The 22,328-nt window shown below is 73.9% G+C and carries 21 protein-coding genes; 10 read left to right on the plus strand and 11 right to left on the minus strand.

Annotated features, from left to right (window positions below):
• Positions 1 to 16: 16 nt before the first annotated feature.
• Positions 17 to 871: a methyltransferase domain-containing protein gene (locus tag AB0O11_RS18215; RefSeq protein WP_363387498.1), complete on the plus strand. Its 855-nt coding sequence runs from the start codon at positions 17 to 19 to the stop codon at positions 869 to 871.
• A 124-nt stretch (positions 872 to 995) separates the two neighbouring features.
• Here AB0O11_RS18215 and AB0O11_RS18220 read toward each other — a convergent pair whose 3' ends face one another.
• Positions 996 to 1,484: a MarR family transcriptional regulator gene (locus AB0O11_RS18220; RefSeq protein WP_363387501.1), complete on the minus strand. Its 489-nt coding sequence runs from the start codon at positions 1,482 to 1,484 to the stop codon at positions 996 to 998.
• Between the two features lie 110 nt (positions 1,485 to 1,594).
• Between AB0O11_RS18220 and AB0O11_RS18225 the strand changes: the two genes are divergently transcribed.
• From AB0O11_RS18225 to AB0O11_RS18235, 3 genes are all read left to right on the plus strand, one after another.
• Complete coding sequence (locus AB0O11_RS18225; RefSeq protein ID WP_363387503.1) at positions 1,595 to 2,518, plus strand: EamA family transporter; 924 nt, start codon at positions 1,595 to 1,597, stop codon at positions 2,516 to 2,518.
• Positions 2,519 to 2,560: 42 nt separating this feature from the next.
• The gene (locus AB0O11_RS18230; protein WP_363387506.1) at positions 2,561 to 3,202 is read left to right on the plus strand and encodes an NAD(P)H-binding protein; all 642 of its coding nucleotides are present in this window, start codon (positions 2,561 to 2,563) and stop codon (positions 3,200 to 3,202) included.
• 110 nt (positions 3,203 to 3,312) lie between these two features.
• Entirely contained in the window at positions 3,313 to 4,917 is a 1,605-nt protein-coding gene (locus tag AB0O11_RS18235) for an alpha/beta hydrolase (RefSeq protein WP_363387509.1), read from the plus strand.
• 12 nt (positions 4,918 to 4,929) lie between these two features.
• On the opposite strand, the gene AB0O11_RS18240 is transcribed toward AB0O11_RS18235, so the two are convergent.
• On the minus strand, positions 4,930 to 5,238 hold the full coding sequence (locus tag AB0O11_RS18240) for a hypothetical protein (protein ID WP_363387512.1): 309 nt from the start codon (positions 5,236 to 5,238) through the stop codon (positions 4,930 to 4,932).
• 18 nt (positions 5,239 to 5,256) lie between these two features.
• Complete coding sequence (locus AB0O11_RS18245; protein ID WP_363387515.1) at positions 5,257 to 5,640, minus strand: hypothetical protein; 384 nt, start codon at positions 5,638 to 5,640, stop codon at positions 5,257 to 5,259.
• Between the two features lie 573 nt (positions 5,641 to 6,213).
• On the opposite strand from AB0O11_RS18245, the gene AB0O11_RS18250 reads away from it, so the two are divergent.
• Positions 6,214 to 7,578 (plus strand): lytic murein transglycosylase, encoded by a 1,365-nt coding sequence (locus tag AB0O11_RS18250; RefSeq protein ID WP_363387518.1) that lies wholly within the window; start codon positions 6,214 to 6,216, stop codon positions 7,576 to 7,578.
• A gap of 70 nt (positions 7,579 to 7,648) precedes the next feature.
• Here the strand turns inward: AB0O11_RS18250 and AB0O11_RS18255 are convergent, their stop codons facing one another.
• On the minus strand, positions 7,649 to 8,158 hold the full coding sequence (locus tag AB0O11_RS18255; protein ID WP_363387521.1) for a MarR family transcriptional regulator: 510 nt from the start codon (positions 8,156 to 8,158) through the stop codon (positions 7,649 to 7,651).
• A gap of 94 nt (positions 8,159 to 8,252) precedes the next feature.
• On the opposite strand from AB0O11_RS18255, the gene AB0O11_RS18260 reads away from it, so the two are divergent.
• Entirely contained in the window at positions 8,253 to 9,179 is a 927-nt protein-coding gene (locus AB0O11_RS18260; RefSeq protein WP_363387524.1) for an ABC transporter ATP-binding protein, read from the plus strand.
• Positions 9,176 to 10,834 carry an ABC transporter permease gene (locus AB0O11_RS18265; protein WP_363387527.1) on the plus strand — a complete coding sequence of 553 codons (1,659 nt, stop codon included), beginning with the start codon at positions 9,176 to 9,178 and terminating at the stop codon, positions 10,832 to 10,834. Before AB0O11_RS18260 ends, AB0O11_RS18265 begins: the two co-directional genes overlap by 4 nt.
• Before the next feature lie 52 nt (positions 10,835 to 10,886).
• Here AB0O11_RS18265 and AB0O11_RS18270 read toward each other — a convergent pair whose 3' ends face one another.
• Positions 10,887 to 11,474 (minus strand): TerD family protein, encoded by a 588-nt coding sequence (locus tag AB0O11_RS18270; RefSeq protein WP_363387529.1) that lies wholly within the window; start codon positions 11,472 to 11,474, stop codon positions 10,887 to 10,889.
• Between the two features lie 330 nt (positions 11,475 to 11,804).
• Here AB0O11_RS18270 and AB0O11_RS18275 point away from each other — a divergent pair, with 330 nt between their 5' ends.
• Positions 11,805 to 14,039, plus strand: coding sequence for a hypothetical protein (locus AB0O11_RS18275; protein ID WP_363387532.1), 2,235 nt, complete (start codon positions 11,805 to 11,807; stop codon positions 14,037 to 14,039).
• Here the strand turns inward: AB0O11_RS18275 and AB0O11_RS18280 are convergent.
• From AB0O11_RS18280 to AB0O11_RS18290, 3 genes are read right to left on the minus strand one after another with little or no spacing between them, the layout of a single operon-like run.
• Complete coding sequence (locus tag AB0O11_RS18280; RefSeq protein ID WP_363387535.1) at positions 14,026 to 15,168, minus strand: hypothetical protein; 1,143 nt, start codon at positions 15,166 to 15,168, stop codon at positions 14,026 to 14,028. The two genes, AB0O11_RS18275 and AB0O11_RS18280, sit on opposite strands and share 14 nt — an antisense overlap.
• 51 nt (positions 15,169 to 15,219) lie before the next feature.
• A complete protein-coding gene (locus AB0O11_RS18285) occupies positions 15,220 to 15,864 on the minus strand; it encodes a hypothetical protein (RefSeq protein ID WP_363387538.1) in 645 nt (214 codons plus the stop codon).
• Positions 15,861 to 16,535 carry a class I SAM-dependent methyltransferase gene (locus tag AB0O11_RS18290; RefSeq protein ID WP_363387541.1) on the minus strand — a complete coding sequence of 225 codons (675 nt, stop codon included), beginning with the start codon at positions 16,533 to 16,535 and terminating at the stop codon, positions 15,861 to 15,863. The genes AB0O11_RS18285 and AB0O11_RS18290 overlap by 4 nt, the downstream gene beginning before the upstream one ends.
• A gap of 221 nt (positions 16,536 to 16,756) precedes the next feature.
• Here AB0O11_RS18290 and AB0O11_RS18295 point away from each other — a divergent pair, with 221 nt between their 5' ends.
• The gene (locus AB0O11_RS18295) at positions 16,757 to 17,956 is read left to right on the plus strand and encodes a glycoside hydrolase family 18 protein (protein ID WP_363387631.1); all 1,200 of its coding nucleotides are present in this window, start codon (positions 16,757 to 16,759) and stop codon (positions 17,954 to 17,956) included.
• A gap of 72 nt (positions 17,957 to 18,028) precedes the next feature.
• On the opposite strand, the gene yidD is transcribed toward AB0O11_RS18295, so the two are convergent.
• Positions 18,029 to 18,586 carry a membrane protein insertion efficiency factor YidD gene (gene yidD, locus AB0O11_RS18300; RefSeq protein ID WP_363387544.1) on the minus strand — a complete coding sequence of 186 codons (558 nt, stop codon included), beginning with the start codon at positions 18,584 to 18,586 and terminating at the stop codon, positions 18,029 to 18,031.
• 98 nt (positions 18,587 to 18,684) lie between these two features.
• The gene (locus tag AB0O11_RS18305) at positions 18,685 to 19,455 is read right to left on the minus strand and encodes a hypothetical protein (protein WP_363387547.1); all 771 of its coding nucleotides are present in this window, start codon (positions 19,453 to 19,455) and stop codon (positions 18,685 to 18,687) included.
• Positions 19,456 to 19,698: 243 nt separating this feature from the next.
• On the opposite strand from AB0O11_RS18305, the gene AB0O11_RS18310 reads away from it, so the two are divergent.
• Positions 19,699 to 20,133: a hypothetical protein gene (locus AB0O11_RS18310; protein ID WP_363387550.1), complete on the plus strand. Its 435-nt coding sequence runs from the start codon at positions 19,699 to 19,701 to the stop codon at positions 20,131 to 20,133.
• Positions 20,134 to 20,717: 584 nt separating this feature from the next.
• Here the strand turns inward: AB0O11_RS18310 and AB0O11_RS18315 are convergent.
• Positions 20,718 to 22,124: a family 2B encapsulin nanocompartment shell protein gene (locus AB0O11_RS18315; RefSeq protein WP_363387552.1), complete on the minus strand. Its 1,407-nt coding sequence runs from the start codon at positions 22,122 to 22,124 to the stop codon at positions 20,718 to 20,720.
• Positions 22,125 to 22,328 lie beyond the last annotated feature (204 nt).

Raw genomic sequence — 22,328 nt, forward strand, 5'->3', positions numbered from 1 at the left:
CGGCGAGGGTGGGGCCATGACCACGCAGACGACGGCGCCCGCGGATGCGGCAGCACCGGGGCACCACCACGACTACGTCCACGGCTACTCGCAGGCCGAGGCCCAGCGCCTCGGCGACCAGGCCGACACCCTCGCCGAACTGCTGCACGCGGGCACGGCGTACCCGGCGGGCAGCCGGGTGCTGGAGGCGGGCTGCGGGGTGGGCGCGCAGACCGTGCACCTGCTGGCCGCCAGCCCGGGCGTGCGGCTGACGGCGGCGGACCTCTCGGCGCAGTCGCTGGCGCAGGCCCGGGCCCGGGTGGCCGCGCAGGCGCCCGCCGCGGACGTCACCTGGCACCACGGCGACCTGCACCGGCTGCCGTTCCCGGACGGCTCGTTCGACCACGTCTTCCTGTGCTTCGTACTGGAGCACCTGCCCGACCCGACGGCCGGGCTGGCGGCGCTGCGCCGGGTGCTGCGGCCGGGCGGAACGATCACGGTGATCGAGGGCGACCACGGCTCGGCGTTCTTCCACCCGGAGAGCCCGGCGGCCCGCCGCACCGTCGACCACCTGGTCCGGCTGCAGGCCCGGGCGGGCGGCGACGGCCTGCTCGGCCGCCGCCTCCACCCGCTGCTGACCGCGGCCGGCTTCGCGCGGGTGTCGGTCCGCCCGCGCACGGTCTTCGCGGACGACGCCCGCCCGGCCCTGGTGGAGGGCTTCACCCGGCGGACCTTCGTCGCCATGGTCGAGTCCGTCCGGGCGGAGGCGCTGGCCGCCGGGCTGACCACCCCGGAGGCGTTCGACCGGGGTGTCGCGGAGCTGCGCCGCGCGGCGGAACCGGGCGGGACGTTCCACTACACGTTCTTCAAGGCGGCGGCGGTCAGACCGTAGGCGCGAACCGGTCCGGGACGGGCACCGGCCGGAACGGAGCCCGCGGGCGGGGTCGTGGACGGGGGTCACGATCGCGTCCGCGGGAACCGCTGCCCGGCCGGACGCGGGGCGGACGCCGGCCCGACTACTCCCCGAGGTCTGTCAGCAGGGCGCGCATCGCCTCGACGAGCGCGGTCCGCTGCGCCTCGTCGAGGCCCGCCAGCAGGCGGTGCTCGGTGGCGAGGTGGTCGGGCAGCGCCCGGTCGATCAGGGCGTGCCCCTCGGGGGTGAGGGCGACCTCGCGGCTGCGGCCGTCCTGGTCACTGCGGGTGCGGGTGACCAGGCCGCGGGCCTCCAGCCGGTCCAGGCGCTGGGTGATGGCACCGGAGGTGACCATCGCGGACTGCATCAGGCCGGTGGGGGTGAGGCGGTAGGGCGGGCCGCTGCGCTTGAGGGTGGCGAGGACGTCGAACGAGGCGGCGTCCAGCCCGTGCTCGGCGAAGGTGCGGTTGAGCGCCGCGTCCACCAGCCGGTAGAGGCGCTTGAGCCGGCCGAACACCTCCATCGGGGAGACGTCCAGGTCGGGGCGCTCGGCACCCCACTGCGCGACGACGCGGTCCACATGATCTGCCACGGGTTCAGGGTAGCGATCCCGATCGGATTCCTTAGCGGTGAGGTAACCGTGAGCCACGTCACTCACCCGATGCGGTGAATGATGCCTTAGCGCTGAGATACATTGCCTTAGTGCTAAGAAATCGCCTCGCCCTCGTCCTGGTGACGGCCCTCGCCCCTGCGGTCTGGGGCACGACCTACCTGGCCACCACCGAACTCCTGCCGCCCGGCCGCCCGCTGCTCGCCGCCGTCCTCCGCTGCCTGCCCGCCGGACTGCTCCTGATCGCCGTCACCCGCCGCCTGCCGCAGGGCAGTTGGTGGTGGCGCTCGCTCGTCCTCGGGGCGCTCAACATCGGGGTGTTCCAGGCCCTGCTCTTCATCGCCGCCTACCGTCTGCCCGGCGGCATCGCGGCCACCGTCGGCGCCGTCCAGCCGCTGATCACCGCCGGGCTCTCGGCCCTGGTCCTCGGCGACCGGCTCACCCTGCGCACCGTGCTGTCCGGCATCGCGGGCGTCGCGGGCGTCAGCCTGCTGGTGCTGCGGGCCGACGCCGAACCGGACACGATCGGGGTGGTCGCCGCGCTCGGCGGCGCCGTGGTGATGGCCGCCGGCATCGTCCTCTCCAAGCGCTGGGTCTCCCCCGCACCGATGCTCGCCACCACCGGCTGGCAGCTCACCGCCGGCGGACTGCTGCTGGTACCGGTCACGCTGCTCACCGAGGGTGCGCCGCCGTCCCACTACACCCTCGCCAACGTGCTCGGCTACGCCTACCTGTGCCTGATCGGCGCGGCCTTCACCTACGCGCTCTGGTTCCGGGGCCTGCGGGAGCTGCCGCCGACCTCGGTCTCCTTCCTCGCCCTGCTCAGCCCGGTGGTCGCCACCCTGCTCGGCTGGCTGGCGCTCGGCCAGGACCTCAGCCCGCTCCAGGCGCTCGGAGCACTGGTCGTGCTCGGCTCGCTGCTCGCCGCCCAGACCCAACGGCCGCGCACCGCACCGCGTTCGGCACCCGCGGCCGAACCGGCGGCCACCCCGCGGTCCGTCCGCGAGAACGCCTGACCCCGTCCCACGACCGTTCCCACCGCCTTCGGGGAGTACCCCATGCGCATCACCGTGTTCGGCGCCACCGGCAACGTCGGCAGCCGGGTCGTGGCCGAGGCCCTGGCCCGCGGCCACCAGGTCACCGCCGTCGTACGGGACCCGGCGAAGCCGCACGGCCTGCCGTCCGCCGTCACCCTGGTCGTCGGCGACGCCCGCAACCCCGAGGACGTCGCCCGGATCGCGCCCGGACAGGACGTGGTGGTCACCGCCACCCGTCCGGCGCCCGGCAGCGAGCACGAGCTGGCCATCGCCACCGAGGGCCTGCTCGCCGGGATCGCCGGCACCGGCGTGCGGCTGCTGGCCGTCGGCGGCGCGGCCGGCCTCCTCGTCCCGGGCGGCGGCGGGACCACCCTGGTCGACAGCCCCGGCTTCCCCGAGGAGATCCGGCCGATCGCCCTGGCCTGCAACGAGCAGCTCGACCTCTACCGCGCCGCCGGCCCGGACGTCGACTGGACGTACCTGAGCCCTGCCGCGGTGCTGGAGCCCGGCACGCGCACCGGCCGGTTCCGGATCGGCCACGACGACCTGCTGGTCGACACCGAGGGCAACTCGGCGATCTCCATGGAGGACCTCGCCGTCGCGCTCCTCGACGAGGCCGAACAGCCCGTCCACCGCCGGGCCCGTTTCACCACCGCCTACTGAGCGCCCGGGCCACCCGGACCCCCGCCCCGGCGGGGGTGTACCCAGCACCACCCCGAAGACGGCAGCGAGGGTGATCGATCATCAGTCCGGGCTCGGACAGGATCGCTTCCGTGACCAAGACCGAAGCCCGGAACACCACCGCCCCCACCACCTCGGCCCGGCGGACCTCGGCCGGCGCGGCCGGGCGCGCGCCCCGAGCCCGCCGCGCCGCCCTGGCCGTCGCCGCCGCCGTCCTGGCGGGCCTGGCCGTGCCCGCCACCGCCGATGCCGCCACCGGCCGCGACCCGGGCGACGCCGACCCGGCGCCCGCCCGCTACACCCACCAGACCCTGAACTGGCAGCCCTGCGCCCGACAGCCCGCCCTGGACTGCGCCACCATGACCGCCCCGCGCGACTGGCACCACCCCGGTGTCGGGGCCGACCTGACCATCGCCGTCTCCCGGCACCGCGCCACCGACCCGGCCAAGCGCCGGGGCACCCTGCTGATGGCCGCCGGCGGCCCCGGCGGCAGCGGCCTGCTGCGCCCGGCCGGTCTGGCCGCCGGCGCCCCCGCGGTCGGCGCCGCGTACGACGTCGTCGGCTTCGACCAGCGCGGGGTCGGCGAGAGCACCAAGGCGGTCTGCCAGACCCCTGAGGAGTTCCAGGAGTTCCTGGCCGGCGACTACCGCGACCAGTCCCCCGCCGCGATCGACCGCGTCATCGCCAACTCCAGGAAACTCGCCGCCGGTTGCCAGGAGCGCAGTGGCGACCTGATCCCGTACCTGACCACCGAGCAGACCGCCCACGACATCGACCTGTTCCGCGGCCTGCTCGGCGAGCGCAGGCTCAGCTACTACGGCCCGTCCTACGCCTCGATGCTCGGCGCCTACTACGGAACGCTGTTCCCGCACCGGGTCGAACGGATGGTGCTGGACAGCAACATCGGCTTCGACGGCACCTGGGAGACGTTCGAGCTGGGCCAGCCGATGAGCTTCCAGCGCCGTTTCGACGAGGACTTCGCGCCCTGGCTCGCGGCCCGGGACGCCACCTACCACTGGGGCTCGACGCCGGAGCAGGTGCAGGCGCACTGGGAGCAGCGGCGCGCCGCGCTGCACGACTCCCCCGTCGTCGAGGGTTCGGTGACGATCGGCCCGAACCAGCTGGACAGCCTCGCCATGTCGGCGATCTACCGGGCGTCCGACTTCCCCGCTCTGGCCCGGATCCTGGCCACCCTCGACGACTGGCAGGGCGCCGACCCCGCCGTCCGGGCGGCGGCCGCGAAGGCCTTCAACAGCTACCTCAGCCCGGAGTTCCTCGCCGAGTACTTCGCGGTGACCTGCAACGACACCCCGTGGACCAGGGACCTGGACACCTGGATCGAGCGGGGCGCCGCGAACACCGCCCGGCGGCCGCTGGCCGGCGCCCGGACGCTCGCCTTCAGCGCGGTCTGCGCCGCATGGCCCGTCGCCCCGGCGCCCAGGGTCAAGGTGACCGGCGCCCACCTGCCGACCACGCTGATGCTCAACTCGGTGCACGATCCGGCGACCTACTACGAGGCCGCGCTCGGCGCCCACCGCGCGCTGCGCGGCTCCAGGCTGGTCACCGTCACCGGGAACGGCGACCACGGCCAGTACCCCACGTCCAACACCTGCGTCAGCCGGGCGGTCGAGCGCTACCTGCTGGACGACACCGCGCCGGACCGCGACCTCACCTGCCCCTCCCCGCAGGCCGGTTGACCGGCCGGTTGCTCAACTCCGGGGCCGCGACCGCAGCCTGGTCCGGAGCCAGGCGAAGCCGACCGCCAGCCCGGCGAAGCCGCCGACGGCGAGCTTGATCCCGGCCTTGGCGACGATCCAGCCGATCCACGGCACGGACCACCCCAGCCAGTGGAACACGGCCAGCAGCACCGCGGCACCGGACACCGCCGCGAGCACCGTGACCACGACGGCGGCGGCCCGCGAGAGTTCCTGCGGGCCGTCGGCGTGCTCCCCCGCGGCCGTGCCGCTCGGGCCGGCGGTCGGACCGTTCACCACCTCGTTCGTATCCCCCTCAACCATGAGGGTGATGATACGACTTCAGCGGTAGGCGTGATGGGTGTCCCCGAGATACTCGCCGGTCTCGCCGTCGGGAAAGCTGACGGCCATGGTGACGCGGTACTCGTGGATGTCCTCCCGGTGCCCCGGCACCCGCGCCCAGGCCAGCGAGTGCACCTCGGCCCCGGGCGCCTGGCGGCACCAGGCAGCGGCCTCCTCCAGGGTGCGGGCGGCCGACCGCCCGGTGCACACCACGGCGGTGTACGCGGCGACCGCGACGTCCGCACCGGCGCGGCAGTCGCGCGACACCGCCCGGACGGCCGCGGCGGCCTGGGTCAGGTCCCGGGCCAGGTCGTCCACCACCCGAGGGGGAGCCGGCAGGACGACCGGCCCCTCGGCGACGGTCTCCGGCAGGTTCGCGCTCACGGTCCGGACCTCCATCCGCATCATCACGCGGCACAGCATGCCGGGCAGCGATTCCTGGCATGCCCATTTTCACCGGAACGTCACCCGTCCAGGGCCGAGTGGGGCCGCACCCTGGCGTCCCGGCGTCCGCCCTGGTAGGGGGCACCGAGTCCGGCGTCCGACGTTCCGGCAGGTCAGGAGGGTCGGCAGCAGGCGGCGCCGGGGGCCCGAAACGCCGCGCACGCACCACCCCCGCGCTCCGAACCGCCGGTCCGGCGCCTGGGAGCGCCCGTCCCACCACAGTTGGCCTCTCGCTCAACTTTCCGTACCGGAAGAAGAGTTGACACCGCGCGACGACCGGGGAGGGGCGAGCGGCGGACGCCCCGGGACGGCACGGGGCCCGGCCGCACCCCCGCTGAGGTGCGGAGTTAACCCCTCGGAGGGCCACCGTCCGCCTCCCGGTCACCCTGTCCCTGTCAGATCGTCGTGATACTAATCGTCCCGGCGACGGGCCCTGTCCTCAGCTGGACGGGCACTATGACGACAACTCAACCGTTCCGGGAGGGTCCGGGCGGCAGCGGGGAGGGGTAGCGGATGACGGTGCGGATCGGCAAGGCCAAGGGCGGGCGGAAGCTCCGGATCGGCAAGCGGCTCACGGGCACGGCGGCGGCCTTCGCCGCGCTGGCCGCGCTGACCGGGTCTCAGGTCACGGGCATCGGGCTCGCCCCGGTCGCGGCCGCCGACGCCGGTCCGACGAACGGCTCGGCCGACCGGGGCGCCGGCGGCGGCCCCTCGTCGGGCGTCCCCGGCACCTTCGGCACCGGTGCCCCGGCCGACGGCGGCGGCACCGTCCAGCTCCCGCAGCCCCCCGGCACGCTGCCCGGCCTGCCCTCGGCCGGCCCGTTCGCGGCCACCGGGCCCGCGCTGCCCGCCACGGTGTTCGCCGCCTACCGTCAGGCCGAGGCCTCGCTGGCGCAGCGCTCGCCGGGTTGCCACCTGCCCTGGCAGCTGCTCGCGGCGATCGGCCAGGTCGAGTCCGGTCAGGCCAACGGCGGCCAGGTGGACGCCGCGGGCACGACCCTGACCCCGATCCTCGGCCCGGCCCTGGACGGCAACGGCTTCGCCGCGATACCCGACACCGACGGCGGCCGCTTCGACGGCGACGCCCGCTGGGACCGCGCTGTCGGGCCGATGCAGTTCATCCCGTCCACCTGGGCCTCCTGGGGCGTGGACGCCAACGGCGACGGCAAGGCCGACCCGAACAACGTCTTCGACGCCGCCGAGACCGCCGGCCGCTACCTGTGCGCGGGCGGCCGCGACCTCGCCGACCCGGCGCAGCTCGACCGGGCGGTGCTCAGCTACAACAACTCGGGCGAGTACCTGCGGACGGTGCGCAACTGGATGGCACACTTCGGCAGCGGCACGGTGACGACCGTCCCGAACCGGCCCGGGTCCCCGGTCCCGCCCACCTCGCTGCCCACGCCGTACCCCCCGGCCCTCCCGACCGACGGTGCGGGCACGGGGGCCGGCAGCACGCCCACCACGGAGCCGCAGCCCACCACTCCGGCCGCGCCGGCTCCGGAGCAGTCGCCGAGCGCCCGGCCGACGACGACCCCGAGCGCCACCGCCACGCCCACGCCCGGCGGTTCGACCTCGCCCTCCGCGACGCCGACGACCACCCCGAGCGGCGGCGCCTCCCCGACGGCGACCCCGACCGGCACGCCCACGGGCACCCCGACGGGCACGCCCACCACCTGCCCGGAGCCGACGGCCACGCCCACCGGCACGCCCACTCCGACGGGCAGCCCGTCCCCGACCGCCACGCCCACCGGCACCCCGACGGCAACGCCCCTCCCGGGCTGCCCCACTCCCGCCCCGACCGCGACGGACACCCCTGGCAGCGCGACCGGCACCACCCCCAGCGCCGCATTCTCGCCGTCGGCCGCCCCGACGAAGTGACCCGACGGGCGCGGTTCCTCCCGGGGAACCGCGCCCGCTCGTTCGGCTGACTGCCCGCCGGGCCGGCCCGCTACTGCGCCTGGGCCGCGCGGTGCTCGCGCCAGCGGCCCAGCATCCCGTGCAGCTCATCGATCATGAACTCGAAGAAGGCGGCGCTCTCGGCCAGCCGCTCCCCCGCCACCGTGCCGGCGCCGACGGTGGCTTCGCCGTCGCGCAGCACCCGGATCCAGCGCAGCATGAGCTCGTCGCGCCGGGTCAGCGACTCGAACCAGGCGTCGTCGAGCACCCGGTAGCGGTCACGCCGGGAGCCGGGCTCACGCTCCTTGGCGACCAGGCCGATCTGGATCAGGTACCGCATCGCGCCGGAGACGGCGGCCGGGCTGATCCGCAGGCGCTCGGAGAGCTCGGCGGAGGTGAGCACCCCACTCTCCTCCGCCATCAGGCAGGAGAAGATCCGGGACGGCATCCGGCCCATGCCCGCGACCACCAGCTCCGCCGCGAAGCGCTCGACGAACTCCGAAACCGCCGTGTCGTCGCTCCCCTGCTCCGGGTTCCCGGCTTCCTTCGCCCCCTGCACCACGCTGCTCCCCTTTCCGATGGCCGCTCATCGCCGATCGAATTTTAACGTCTTCCCAATCTTCACGTTTTTCTGAATCCACGGTAGCTTCACAGGCATGACCAAGGCCATCACCCTGTCCGGCCTGCGCAAGACCTTCGGCCGGACCACCGCGCTGGACGGCCTCGACCTGACCGTCGAGGCCGGCGAGGTCCACGGCTTCCTCGGGCCCAACGGGTCCGGGAAGTCCACGACCATCCGCGTCCTGCTCGGCCTGCTGCGCGCCGACGGCGGCAGCGCCCGGATGCTCGGCCGGGACCCGTGGCACGACGCCGTCGAGCTGCACCGCCGCCTCGCCTACGTGCCGGGCGACGTCGAGCTCTGGCCCAACCTCACCGGCGGCGAGGCCATCGACCTGCTCTCCCGGCTGCGCGGCCGGCTCGACCGCCGCCGCCGGGACGAGCTGATCGAGCGCTTCGACCTCGACCCCACCAAGAAGGGCCGCAGCTACTCCAAGGGCAACCGGCAGAAGGTCGCCATCGTCGCCGCGCTCGCCTCCGACGCCGAGCTGCTGCTGCTCGACGAACCGACCTCCGGCCTGGACCCGCTGATGGAGGTGGTCTTCCAGGACGTCGTGCGCCAGGCCAAGCACGAGGGCCGCACCGTCCTGCTCTCCAGCCACATCCTGGACGAGGTGGAGAAACTGGGCGACCGGGTCAGCATCATCCGGCACGGCAAGGTGGTGCAGAGCGGCACCCTCGGCGAGCTGCGCCACCTCACCCGCACCACCGTCGAGGCGGAGACCCTGCGGCCGGTCGCCGGGCTGGACACCCTGACCGGCGTGCACGGTCTGCGCACCGAGGGCAACCGGGTCCACTTCGCCGTGGACGGTGCCCGACTCGACGCCGCCGTACGGGCCCTGAGCGCGGCCGGGCTGCGCAGCCTGGTCAGCCACCCGCCCACCCTGGAGGAGCTCATGCTGCGCCACTACGGCGACGAGCTGGCCGCCAACGGGCACCACGTCGAGGGCGAGGCCCTGCAGTGACCGCCACCGCCGCCGGGTCGGCCACCGGACGGGCAGCCGCACCCCGCCGCCCGGCGACCCGCACCACCGTGGCCGGCACCGCCGTACTGCTGCGCTTCGCCCTGCGCCGCGACCGGTTCCGGCTGTCCGCCTGGGTGCTCGGCCTCTGGCTGCTCACCCTGGCCACCGCCAACAGCGTCCACACGGTGTACCCGACCGCCGCCGACCGCGCCTCCATCGCACACGGCTCGGACAACCCGGCGCTGCTCGCCATGAGCGGTCCGGCCCACTACCTGGCCGACTACACCTGGGGCGCCATGCTCGGCCACCGGATGCTCGGCCTGCTGGCCGTGCTGGCCGGCCTCATGAGCATCCTGACCGTCACCCGGCACTCCCGGGCCGAGGAGGAGAGCGGCCGCGCCGAACTGGTCCGCTCCGCAGCCGTCGGCCGGCACGCCCCGCTCGCCGCAGCTCTGGCCACCGCCGCCGTCGCCGACCTCGCGCTCGGCCTGCTGCTCGCGGCCGCCCTGCCCGCGCTCGGCGTCCCCGGCCTCACCGCCGCCGGATCGGCGCTGTACGGCGCCGCGACCACCCTCGCCGGGCTGCTGTTCGCCGCGGTGGCCGCCGTCACCGTCCAGCTCAGCGCGCACGCCCGGACCGCCTCCGGGCTGGCCCTCACCGTGCTCGGCGCCGCCTACGCGCTGCGCGCCGCCGGGGACGCCGGGTCGGGCACCCTGTCCTGGGCCTCCCCGATCGGCTGGCTTCAGCGCAGCTACCCGTTCGTGGACGACCGCTGGTGGCCGCTGCTGCCCGCACTCGCCCTGACCGCCGCGACCGGTGCCGCCGGGTTCGCGCTCAGCAGCCGCCGGGACCACGGCGCGGGCCTGCGCGCCGCCCGCCCCGGCCCGGCCATCGGCAGCCCGGCCCTGGGCACCCCGCTCGGTCTCGCGCTGCGCCTGCACCGCGGCCTGCTCGGCGGCTTCGCGGCCGCCCTGCTCGTGCTGGGCGCGATGTACGGTTCGCTGCTCGGCAACGCCGACTCGATGCTCAAGGACGTCGGGCAGATCCGGGAGGCGCTGGCGCGGCTCGGCGGGCACACCCTCGCCGACTCCTACGCCGCGCTGACCATGCTGGTGGTCGCGGTGGTCGGCGGCATCCACGCGGTGCTGGCCACGCTGCGCCCGCGCGCCGAGGAGAGCGCCGGACGGGCGGTGCCGGTGCTGGCCACCGGCGTGTCGCGGTCCGCCTGGCTGGGCGGGCACCTGGCGGCGGCCCTGCTGGGCTCCACCGCCGTGCTGCTCGCGGCAGGCGTGGGCTTCGGCCTGGCCGGGGCGGCGTCCAGCGGCGACGGGGGCGCGTTCCTGCGGCTGACCGGCGCGGCGCTGGCCTTCGCCCCCGCCCAGTGGGTGACCGTGGGTTTCGCCGCGGCCGTGTACGGCTGGCTGCCCCGGGCCACGCCACTGGCCTGGCTGGTACCCGCGTACGCCTTCGTGATCGGCTACCTGGGCCCGCTGCTCGACCTCCCCGCGGGCCTGGACCGGCTCTCCCCGTACGGCCAGGTGCCCCGGCTCCCCGCGGCCGCGATGGACTGGACGCCGCTCGCCGGGCTCACCCTGGTCGCGGCCGCCCTGATCGCCCTGGCCCTGGCCGGGTTCCGGCGCCGCGACGTCGACTGACGCCGGGCGCCGGGCCCGCGCCGGGGGGAACCGCTTATGAACACCCTCACTGTCAGAGGTGCTTGACGAGCTCCGGCATCAGGTCCTGGAAGGTCCGCCCGCCGGCCGGCTGGCCGATCGCCGTCATCTGCCAACCGGTCGCCGTGCGCTGCACCTTGGCCATGATCTGCGCGGTGTACGGGCCGCCGCCGGTGAGCGTGTAGCGGGCCAGCTCGGTGCCGGTGGTCTCGTCCACGAGCCGGCAGAAGGCCGCCTCGACCTCCTGGAAGGTCTGCCCAGTGAAGGAGTTGACGGTGAAGACGATCTGGTCGACCTCGGCGGAGACGGCGGTCAGGTCGACCGTGATCGACTCGTCGTCGGTCGCGTCGCCCGCGCCGCCGACCAGGTTGTCCCCGCTGTGCCGGACCGAGCCGTCGTTGCTGTTGAGGTGCTGGAAGAAGACCACGTCCACCGGCCGTCCCTGGGCGAACAGCACCGCCGAGGCGTCCAGGTCGATCTCCCGGCCTGCGGCGAGCAGCTTGGCGAGGAAGCCCTTGCGCTCCGCCGCCTTCCAGCCGAGGCCCATCCGAACCAGGCTCAGCTGCCCACCCCCCGGCTTCTCCAGGCTGATCTTCTGCCCCTTGGCCAGCGAAACGCTCATCGCGTCCTCCTCGTTCTGCCACCGCCCGTGCCGCGAATCTACAGCACTGTAGAGAATTTATGATCATCGACGGTGCCCTGCCAGCACCTGTACCCCGTACTCCCACGGACCTCACCCCGACAACGGTCCGCACACTGAGGGAACCGGCGCTCCGACGTCTGACGTAGCCGCGGACCGCAGCCGGACGACCGGGGCGGCGCACGGTCTAGGGTCGGCCCCGAGGCGGCGCCCGGCTGCACCGGCGCACCGTCCACGCACCGATCGCAGTGCTCACGACCGTTCCCGGGCCGTGCCGAAGCACGTCGGCCCACTCACGCTGGGGGGACCACCATGCCCGAGCAGCACGAAGGAACCGAACAGCACGCAACACCGGAACGACCGGGGGGATCGCGCCTCGGCCGCCGGCGGCTGCTCCGGGCCGGCCTCGGCGCGGGCGGCGCACTGGCCACCGTCCGGCTGCTGCCGGGCGGCACGGCCTGGGCGGCCGCGGCGCCGGACACCGACCACGGCACCGCCCAGTACGACGGCACCTGGCCCACCACCACGCGGGCCGCCGCCCCGCGCACCACCGCCTCCGCCCAGACCTGGCCGGACTGGGCCCGCTACGCCCGCGTCGCCGACGGCACCTTCAACGAGCCCGCCGACATGCAGAGCGCCGTGGACGCCCTCAAGGCGCAGGAGGTCAGCGTCATCGAGCTGGACACCCTGCTCTCCGACTGGCTCACCGACGCCCAGTTCGCCGCCCACATGGCCGAGGTGAAGACGTTCACCGGCCTGGCCCACGCCGCCGGCCTCAAGGTCGTCATGTACTACCCGTCCCTGGAGCTGATCTCCCCCGGCGGTGAGAAGGGCCGATCCTTCTACAAGAACGACCAGGGCAAGAACTGGGTCCAGCGCGACCTCGCCGGCAAGCCCAACGTGTTCTACGGCAGCGTGGTGGTCTGGGTCGACCCGGGCGACGAGAGCGTCTGGCTCAGCCCCAACTCGCCCTGGCGGGACTACTACCTCAAGCGGATCAAGGGTGTGGCCGCGACCGGCGTGGACGGCATCTGGCCGGACGTCCCGATCTACTTCGACGGCGTGCTCTCCTGGTGCGACGCCTCCACCTGGGGCGCGGCCGCGTTCAAGGCCGACACCGGCCTCGACCTGCCCAAGGCCGCGAACTTCGCCGACCCGGTCTTCCGCCGCTACGTCGAGTGGCGCCACCGCAACCTGCTCCGGTTCCAGCTGGACATCGCCGACGCGGGCCGTTCGGTCAACCCCGACCTGGTCACCTTCGTCGAGACCGTGTCGATGGACTACCGCTACGCCACCTCGATCGGCCTGGACGGCGGCTACCTGCGCCAGGCCCCCGGCGCCGTCAGCCAGGTCTGGGAGGTGGACATCCTCGGCAACTACGACGGCATGCGGCACGCCACCGCCTCCGACTGGGTCTGCCTGATCTCCATGTACAAGTACGCCCGCGCCGCCAGCGGCACCAAGCCGGCCTGGGCGTTCTCCTACGGCTGGCAGGCCGACGACGCCTCGCTGGTGATGTCCCAGCTGATCGCGGCCGGCTGCAACCCGTACGAGGTCAAGACCCCGTTCAAGAACGACACCGTGGACGCCGCGATGCGCACCCGGATGTACCGCTTCGTGCGCACCAACCAGACGAAGCTCTACGACCCGGTCTCGATCGCGCAGGTCGGCGTCTACCACTCCGCGCCGTCCCGGGACTACGTCGCCCCGGGCGAGGGCAACGGGATGTACGTCAACGCCACGGCCCCGGCCGGGATCACCGACTGGTGGGGCGGCGACGACCCGCAGATGAGCTGCGCCTCGATCCCCTGGCTCGGTGAGTTCCGGGGCACCGTCAAGGCGCTGGTGTACGCCCACGTCCCGTTCGACACGGTGCCCAGCCCCGGTCTGACCGCCGACGACCTGGCCCGGTTCAAGGTCCTGCTGCTGCCCAACCTCCAGGCGGTCTCGGACGCCGAGGCATCGCTGCTGCGCGGCTTCGTCGCGGCCGGCGGAACGATCGTGATCACCGGCCCGGCACCCACTGCGCTGGACGAACTGGGCGGCCAGCGCGCCGAGTTCGCGCTCTCCGACGTGCTCGGCCTGCGCAGGGCCGACCCGCTGCCCGCCACCAGGCAGAACTCCTACGGCAGCGGCAGCTGTTGGTACGTCAAGGCGCTGCCCGGGCTGAGCTACCTGACCAAGACCGACCAGGCCTCGGCGGACCAGCTGCTCGCCGCCGTCCGGCAGTCCGCCTCGCCGGCGGTCATCCTGGCCGGGGACCGCCGGATCTTCCTGGACGCCCGGCGGCTCGGCGCGGACACCGTCGTCCACCTGGTGAACTTCACCAACTTTGGCGACACCCCGGCGGCGTTCCGCAGCACGCCCGCCAACTGCACGCTCTCCTACGCCCTCCCGGCCGGGGCGAGCGTCACCGCCGTCACCGTCGCCGGCCCGGACGGCACCGACCCGGCGCCCAAGGCCGTCCCGTACACCGTCACCGGCGGGACGGTCAGCGTGCCGCTGACCGTCGCGCAGTACTCGGTGGTGACGATCACCGTCGGCTAGCGACGGCCTCGTGGGGCACCGGGATGCGCCAGAGGGCGGCGGGGTCGGCCTCGCCGCCCGGGGCGGACTCGAAGGCGATCCACTGCCCGTCCGGGGACCAGCTCGGCGCACCGTCGTAGGCGGTGTCGTCGCGGGTCACCCGGACGGGAGGGGCGCCCGAGGGGCCGCCGTCCGCCGGGACCACGAAGACCTGGGCGTTCGGCAGGTCGCCCAGGTTGGAGGAGAAGACCAGGAACCGGCCGTCCGGGGACCAGCTCGGATCGGTGTGCTCGCCCGGCGCTTCGGTGACCCGCCGCAGTCCGCCGCCGTCCGCGTCCACCGTCCACAGCGACCAGTCCTCACGGCCCGCGCTCCGCCGCTGGAAGACGATCCGGTCGCCCTTCGGGGACCAGTTCGGCTGCCGGTTGTCGGTGCCGGTGCCCCGGCCGTCCACCAGCAGGACGGGCGCACCGCCGCTGCGGCGGACCTTCCAGAGCGAGCCCTGCCCGGCGGTGTCGCCCTGCCCGGCGGCGTGCTCCGGCTCCCGGCTCTGCTGGAAGACGATCCACTCGCCGTCCGGGGAGAAGCTGGGCTCGCTGTAGCCGCTGCCGTCGGTGTGGCTGGTCACCCGCTCGGGGGCGCCGCCCGGCCTCATCAGCCAGACCTCGTCGTGCTCGGACCCCCGGTCGGTGGCGAAGGCGAAGGCGCCGGCCGCGGCATTCCAGCTGGCGCCGGGGAGGTTGACGGCCGCCTTGTCGGGATCCTCCAGCACCTTGCGCGGCGCGCCGCCGTCCAGCGGCAGGATGCCGAGGGCGGCGGCGCCCTTGTTGTAGCCCTCGCTGAACTCGGTCAGCAGCACCGAGCGGCCGTCCGGGGCGAAGGCCGGGTTCTGCGCGCTGTGGCCGCCCCCGGCACGGTAGAGCAGCTGGGCACCGTCGGCGCGGCGCTCGGCACCGGCCGGGGTGGCGTCGGCCGACGGCGCACCGGTCGCGGCCGGGCCGCTCGGCGACGGGCCGGTCGGGGACGGACCGGCCGGCCCGGGCCCCGGCCGCTCCTCGGCGGCGGAGCCGGAACCGGAGCCCGAGCCGCTGCATCCGGCCGACAGCAGCACGACGACGGCCAACGCCGCCGGTAGCATGCGAATCCTCATGCCCCACAAGCTAGTTGACGCAGTGTCACGTGTCGTACGCCGCCAGGCGGATCAGTCGTCGCCGTCCAGCAGGTGCTGCCGCACCTCGTGGAAGGTCCAGGCCCCGCCGGCCGGCCGGGAGAAGGCCCAGACCAGGTCGAACCGGTCCGGCCAGGCGGCGGGCACACCGCTGCCGGCCGCACCGAGCGCCTCGACGATGCGCGGGATCCGCGAGTGCTCCCAGCAGATCAGCACCGGCTGTTCCCAGGCCAGTACGGAGCCGGCCAGCGCGGACTCCTGGGACTCGGCGTACGCGGTGTTCACGGTCAGCCCGAGCCGTCCGGCCAGCGGGGTCACGGTCTGGCGCATCCTGTGCGCGCCGGCCAGCGGGCCCCGGTCGGCGGCGGCGAGGATCCGGGCCGGGGTGCGCAGGCCGGGCACGGGCGGCACGAACAGCGCGGGCAGCGCATTCGCCCGGGACCAGCCGGCCCCGGTGAGCGACTTGCCGTCCGGCCGGCCGCTCTCGTCCAGCCCCGGATGGCCGCCGTCGGGCTTCTCCCCGTGCCGGATCACCATCACGAAGGCCTCACGGCCCGGGTCGCTCGGCTCGGGCGCGGCGGTCCGCTCCGCCTTCCCCGCCGAGCAGCCCGCCAGCCCCAGCGGCGAGGCGGCCGCCAGCGCCCCGAGCACGGCCCGTCGGCCGGGCCGGTCCGTCATCCGGCGCTCCGCTCCAGCCGCACCAGCGCGTCCACCGCGACCCGGCCGCCCGCTGCTTCCCCACCGGCCTCACTTCCCTTGCCGCCCTCGCCGCCCTTGTGCCCGGGCTCGCCGCCCACCGTGCGGTGCACCCGCTCGGCGCGGACGGTGCGCAGCCCGCGGTCGGCGAGGTCGGCCAGGACGTCCTCCGGGGTGAAGAGCACGGCCGGGTCCTGCGGGCCGCCGACGCCCTCGGTGAGGTTGCTCAGGTCGTGTCCGATGACCAGCAGGGTGCCGCCGGGGGCGAGCGCGTCGGCGGCCAGGCGCAGCGCGGCCCGGCGGTGCGCGGCGGGGATCTGCAGGTAGGCGACCAGGACGAGGTCGTAGCCGGCGGCGGGAGCCTCCAGCTCGCGGGCATCGCCGTGGCGCCAGGTGAGCCGGTCGGCGACCTCGTCGGGCAGGTCGGCGGTGAGCCGTTCGGCGCGCTCCAGGGCCACGGCGGAGAAGTCCAGCCCGGTGACCTCCCAGCCCTGGGCAGCCAGCCAGATGGCGTTGCGGCCCTCTCCGGCGGCCAGGTCGAGGGCACGGCCGGGGGCCCTGCCCTCCAGTTCGCGGACCACCCACTGGTTGGGCGCGGCTCCCCACACCAGCTCGCTCGCGGCGTAGCGGTCGTCCCAGTCCTGGCTGTCCATCGCGCCTCCTCCGTTCGACGGGCCTGCTCGTTCCGGCCAACCTACCGGGCCGCCGCCACCCCGGCCGCCGCCACCCGGGCCGGAGGCGGTCCAGCGGGCGGACACCCTTGACGACGAATATTGGTCCAGTCCAATCTGTTCAGTCGTGACGTGCACGGGTCGGCCGCCCGGCGTGTCCGCGCACCACTCGTCAGCACGCGTCACCAGCCCGCGCGCCCCCACTGCGCCCGGGCCGGCTCCCCTCGGCCCGTCCGGGCCACCGCACCGCCGGAACCCCCACACATCCGGAGGACCCACCGCATGCACGACCGTGTCCTGCCCGCAGCTCAGCCCGCCGGGGAGCGCGCCGGCCGCCGGGCCGCCCAGCGCAGAAGAGCCACCGCACGCCGCTCAAGGGCAACTTCAACCAGCTGCGCCAGCTGAAGGCCAAGTACCCGAACCTGCGCTTCACCATCTCGATCGGCGGCTGGACGTACTCCAAGTACTTCTCCGACGCGGCGGCCACCGACTCCTCCCGGAAGTCCTTCGTCTCCTCGTGCGTCGACATGTTCCTCAAGGGGAACCTGCCGACCGGCGTGGCGGGTGACGCCTCCGGCGGTCCGGCCTCGGCCGCGGGCCTCTTCGACGGCATCGACCTCGACTGGGAGTACCCGGGCTCGGCCGGCGGCCACACCGGCAATCACTTCTCCGCGGCCGACAAGCAGAACTACACCCTGCTGCTCAAGGAGTTCCGCACCCAGCTGGACGCCCTCGGCGCCGCCCAGGGCAAGCGGTACCTGCTGACCGCCGCGCTGCCGAGCGGCCAGGACAAGGTCGCCCAGCTGGAGACCGACAAGATCGGCGCCTACCTGGACTACGCCGATGTGATGTCCTACGACATGCACGGCGCGTGGGACGCCACGGGGCCGACCAACCACCAGGACCCGCTGCACGACAGTCCGGCCGACCCGACCACGCCGATCACCCCGGGCACCCGCAAGTACAACGTGGACACCACGCTCACCGCGTACACCACCGGGCTGCCCGAGTACGGGATCCCCGGCGGCTTCCCGGCGAACAAGATCGTGCTGGGCATCCCGTTCTACTGGCGCGGCTGGACCGGCGTCCCGGCCGGCTCCGGCTACGGCCTGTACCAGAGCGCGACCGGCCCGACGGCGAAGAAGCCGCTGAGCCAGGAGTCCGGCCTGGCCGCCTGGAAGGAGCTCAACCCGATCGCGGCGCAGACCCACTGGGACCCGGTCACCGAGAGCAGCTGGGTCTACGACGGCACCAACTTCTGGACCGGCGACACCCCGCAGGCCGTCCAGGCGCGCGGGACCTACGCCAAGAGCAAGGGCCTGGGCGGACTGTTCGCCTTCTCCCTGGAGAACGACGACGCCTCCGGCACGATGCTCAACTCGACGGACAGCAGCCTGCGTTGACGATTTGTCAGGATCTCGCCCGGAACGGACTGCGACGGCCCGCACGGAACCTCCGCGCGGGCCGTCCGCGGCTCAGCGCGGCGGCACCGGGTCCGCCCCGCCCGCGCCCGGTCGGCAGCGCAGCAGTCGTCCGGCCGTCAGCCTGGCCCCGCGCAGCGCGCCGTGCCGGTGCAGCGCCTGCACCGCGTAGGTCGAGCAGGACGGCGTGTACCGGCAGCAGGCCGGGCGGCGGGGGCTGACCTCGGTGCGGTAGTAGCGCACCGCGCCGTACAGCACCCCGGCCGCGAACCCGCGCGGGGCGGGGGCGGACGGATCGGCCGTGCGGTGCCCGCGCGCCCCGGTGAGGGCGAAGCGGACGCCGGAGACCATCATCACCGGGATCAGGGCGATCAGGCAGGGGTCGGCGAACTCGCAGCAGCCGTCGACGCAGCAGTCCGCGGACTCGTTCCGGATGTGCTTCTTCCGCTGGGCCCTGGCGTGGTCCTCCTTGCGGTAGCGCTCCCGATAGTCCTCCCAGGCCCGGCGCTGCTTCCTCCGCCGGAGCCGCTCCGAGTCGGGCAGCCACCACCAGGCGCGCTCCGGGCGGGCCGGCGGGAAGTGGGCACCGAGATCCGGCGTCGGGTCGGACACGGCTGACGATCTCCTCGCTCGCTCCGCCGAGGGCCGACCCCCGACGATCCGGGCAAGATTATCCGAAGATCATCTGCCCGGATCCGCCCCCGCCCCGTTCAGCCGCCGAGGTTGAGCGAGGGGAAGAGGTCCTCGAACGGCTGGGTGGTCACCGAGACGGTCCGCGAGAACGGATTGTCGAAGTCCCAGATCATGAACAGCAGGAAGGCGATCAGCGCGCTGAAGCAGAACGCCAGGATCAACTCCCGCGACGTTCGCCGGATCTGGAGCGCGAACAGCATGCCGACGGTCACCACCGCACCGCCGATCAGGCCGAACCAGACCACCCCGGGCATCGTCGGCCCGGCGTTCTGGCCGCGCGAATTGCGGGCCTCGGAGGCCTGACCGACCCGGTCCATGATCGACTGGTAGGCCTGCGACTCGAGGTCGGAGGCGGGCGACCGGGTGGCGACGTCGTCGTGGAGCTTCCGGAGCAGCTGGTCACCCTTCTCGGTGATCGCACCGTTCTCCTTCATGTAGTCCCACTCGGTGTTCACCACGTACGTGACGTAGGCGTCCACGTCGGCCCGGACCTGGTCACGGAACTCCACCGGGTAGATCACCGCACGGTCGCTCACCTCGCGCAGCGACTGCGCCTCGCGGAACAGGTCGTCCTGGGCGGCGCCGCGCGCCTCCCAGACACCCGCGATGGCGAGACCGAGGACGATCGCGTAGACCACCCCGATCATCATCGTGATGTACTCGATGACGTCCGGGGTCTCGTCGGTGCTCCCCTCCACGATCGGCCGGCGCTGCCTCAGCAGCACCACCGCCACCACGACGGCACAGGCCGACGCCATGGCGATGATCAACGCCACCCACTCGGACATGGGAACTCCCTTCTCTGGCTTGGCTTGTGACGGAACGGGCAGGTCGACGGGGTGAACCCCGGCCCGGTTCGGGTCGGCTCTCCCGGGTTCTGCCCGGCCGGGCGGCGGGCCGGGACCCACTGCCCGGCCGGGACATCGGTCGACGGAGCGTCGGGGAACGGTCAGGAGGAGCTCGAACGGCCGGCGCGTCCCCGGCCACCACCGCCCGGCCGCAGGGCCGCCGCCGCGATCACGGCGGGGACGGTGACCAGCAGCATCGTGGTGGTCACCGAGATGCCCTGGTGGTGCCGGGCCACGGACATGGGTTTCGTCGCCGGGGCGTGGAACACCGCTCGCGCCGACGGGGTCGGCGGCAGCGGGCTCGGACGCGCCGGGCTCGGCGAGGCTGCGGGGCCGGACACGGCCGGGCTCTGGGCGGCCGGCGCGGGGGCCGCCGGAACCGGGGCGGGCACGGCCGGTGCGGGGGCGGCAGGGGCCCGGGCAGGCGGCGGTGCGGGCGATGCCGGGGGCACGGGCGATGCGGGCGACGGGGTGGGGTCCGGCGTCGTCGGGCTGGGGGACGCCGACGTCGGTGACGGCGTGGGGGTGGGAGTCGGGGTCGGACTCGCCGTCGGCGTGGGGGTGGGCGTCGGACTCGGAGTGGGCGTCGGGGTGGCCGTGGGCGTGTGGCAGGGGTGATGGTGCCCGTGCGGGGGCCTGGGCCTGTGGTGCCCCGGGCCGGCGCTCGGCACGACGCCGACCGCGACCTGAACGTCCACGTCCACGCCGACGCTCACCTGCCCGCCCGGCCGTACCGACATCGACACGTCGGTCTCGCTGCACACACAGGTGTCCACCACCGGGCCGTGCGGGTGTCCGCCGGGATGCACGGCACCGGAGGCCGTCGCACCGCCGGCCAGCGCGCAGATCGCGACCACGCCGAACGTCGCGCCGATCAGCCGCACCCGCCGCCCGGGGACCGCGCTCCCACCACCGCCGGACGATATCCGGCGGATCTGCCGACGCTGGGGCATGGGCTCCACACACCTCTCGGATCGTCCGGGGAGGACGGAACGGGCTCGGGCCGAACGGCCGCGCGGGAAGGGGCAGAACGGGCAGAAGCGTCGGATGAGGTCGCATTCCCAACCGGGATTGCATCGGTGCAACCGGAAATGATCGGACATGGCCGGGCGGACGGCCCGCCCCCGGGGCGGGCCGTCCGCCATCAGATCAAACGATCTTCGAGCCGACCGGTCACGGCCCACGCTCGCCGTTCTGCGCGCTCAGCTGCGGCGGTGCGCGATCTCCACGTTCTCCAGCACGCCGACCGCGTCCGGCACCAGGATGGCGGTCGAGTAGTAGGCGCTGACCAGGTACGAGATGATCGCCTTCTCGTCGATGCCCATGAAGCGGACCGACAGCGACGGCTGGTACTCGTCCGGGATGCCGGTCTGGTGCAGACCGATGACACCCTGGTTGTCCTCACCGGTCCGGATCACGAGGATCGAGCTCGTGTTGTCCTTGGTGATCGGGATCTTGTTGCACGGCAGGATCGGCACCCCGCGCCAGGCCGGCACCTGCTGCCCGCCGAGGTCGACGTGGGTGGGGTACAGCCCGCGGGCGTTGAACTCCCGGCCGATGGCGGCGATGGTCCGCGGGTGGGCGAGCAGGTAGTCGGGGTCACGGCGGCGGCTGAGCAGCTCGTCCAGGTCGTCCGGGGTGGGCGGGCCGGAGTGGGTCTGGATGCGCTGGTCGAAGTCGGCGTTGTTGAGCAGGCCGAACTCCGGGTTGTTGACGATCTCGTGCTCCTGGCGCTCGCGCAGGGCCTCGATCGTCAGCCGCAGCTGGTGCTCGGTCTGGTTCATCGGCTGGTTGTACAGGTCCGCGACGCGGGTGTGGACCTTCAGGACGGTCTGCGCGACGCTCAGCTCGTACTCGCGGGGCTTGAGCTCGTAGTCCACGAAGGCGCCGGGCAGTTCGTACTCGCCGTGGTGACCGGCGGACATGGCGATCGCGGCCTCACCGCGCTCGTTCTGCGCCTGGAGCGGCAGGGCCAGGAAGGCCTGGAGGTGCTCCTGCAGACTGGGCGCGTTGTCCCGGATGGCGGCGAAGTCCGCCCGGGTCAGCGTCAGGGCGACACCGGCGGTGGCGGTCTTGGCCGTGAACTCCCAGGCGGCGTCGGGGTTCAGCAGCGCGTCCTCGCCGAAGCGGTCGCCGTCGCCGGCCACACCGACCACGGTCTCGTCGCCGTACTTTCCGGTGCCGATCTTGTTGATCTTGCCGTGCGCGATCAGGAAGATCTTGTCGGCGGCCTCGCCCTGGGTGGTGAGCACCTCGCCGGGGCCGAAGTCCCGCTGCTGGCAGCGGTCGGCCAGGGCGGTGAGGACCTCGTCGTCCTCGTAGCCGCGCAGCAGGGCCAGCTCGCCCAGCTCGGCCGGGATCACCCGGACCTGGGAACCGGTCTTGATGAACTCCACCACGCCGTTGCCGACCGTGTAGGTGAGCCGGCGGTTGACGCGGTAGGCGCCACCGGCCGCCTGGACCCAGGGAAGCACCTTGAGCAGCCAGCGGGAGGTGATCTCCTGCATCTGCGGGGCGGACTTGGTCGTGGTGGCAAGGTTCCGGGCAGCAGCCGTCGCAAGACTCTGCTGCTTGGCCTGCACTGCCTCCGGGCTCGTGTCCACGGTCATCGGCAGGGCTCTCCATTCCTGTGATCGGGTCACGCGTCCAGGGGCATACCAGTCGGCCCTGACGAACGCATGTCATGACGGATCATCAGATCCGCTTACCGGTGGGGGCATTGGCGAATTTCGCGAAGTGCGACCACCGTCTCCCGGCGGCCCATCCGGAACCCTAGATCACCAGGACCCGGCCGAACCCGAACGGAGGCCGAC

It is taken from the genome of Kitasatospora sp. NPDC093102, from assembly GCF_040683915.1.
Taxonomy (GTDB): Bacteria; Actinomycetota; Actinomycetes; order Streptomycetales; family Streptomycetaceae; genus Kitasatospora.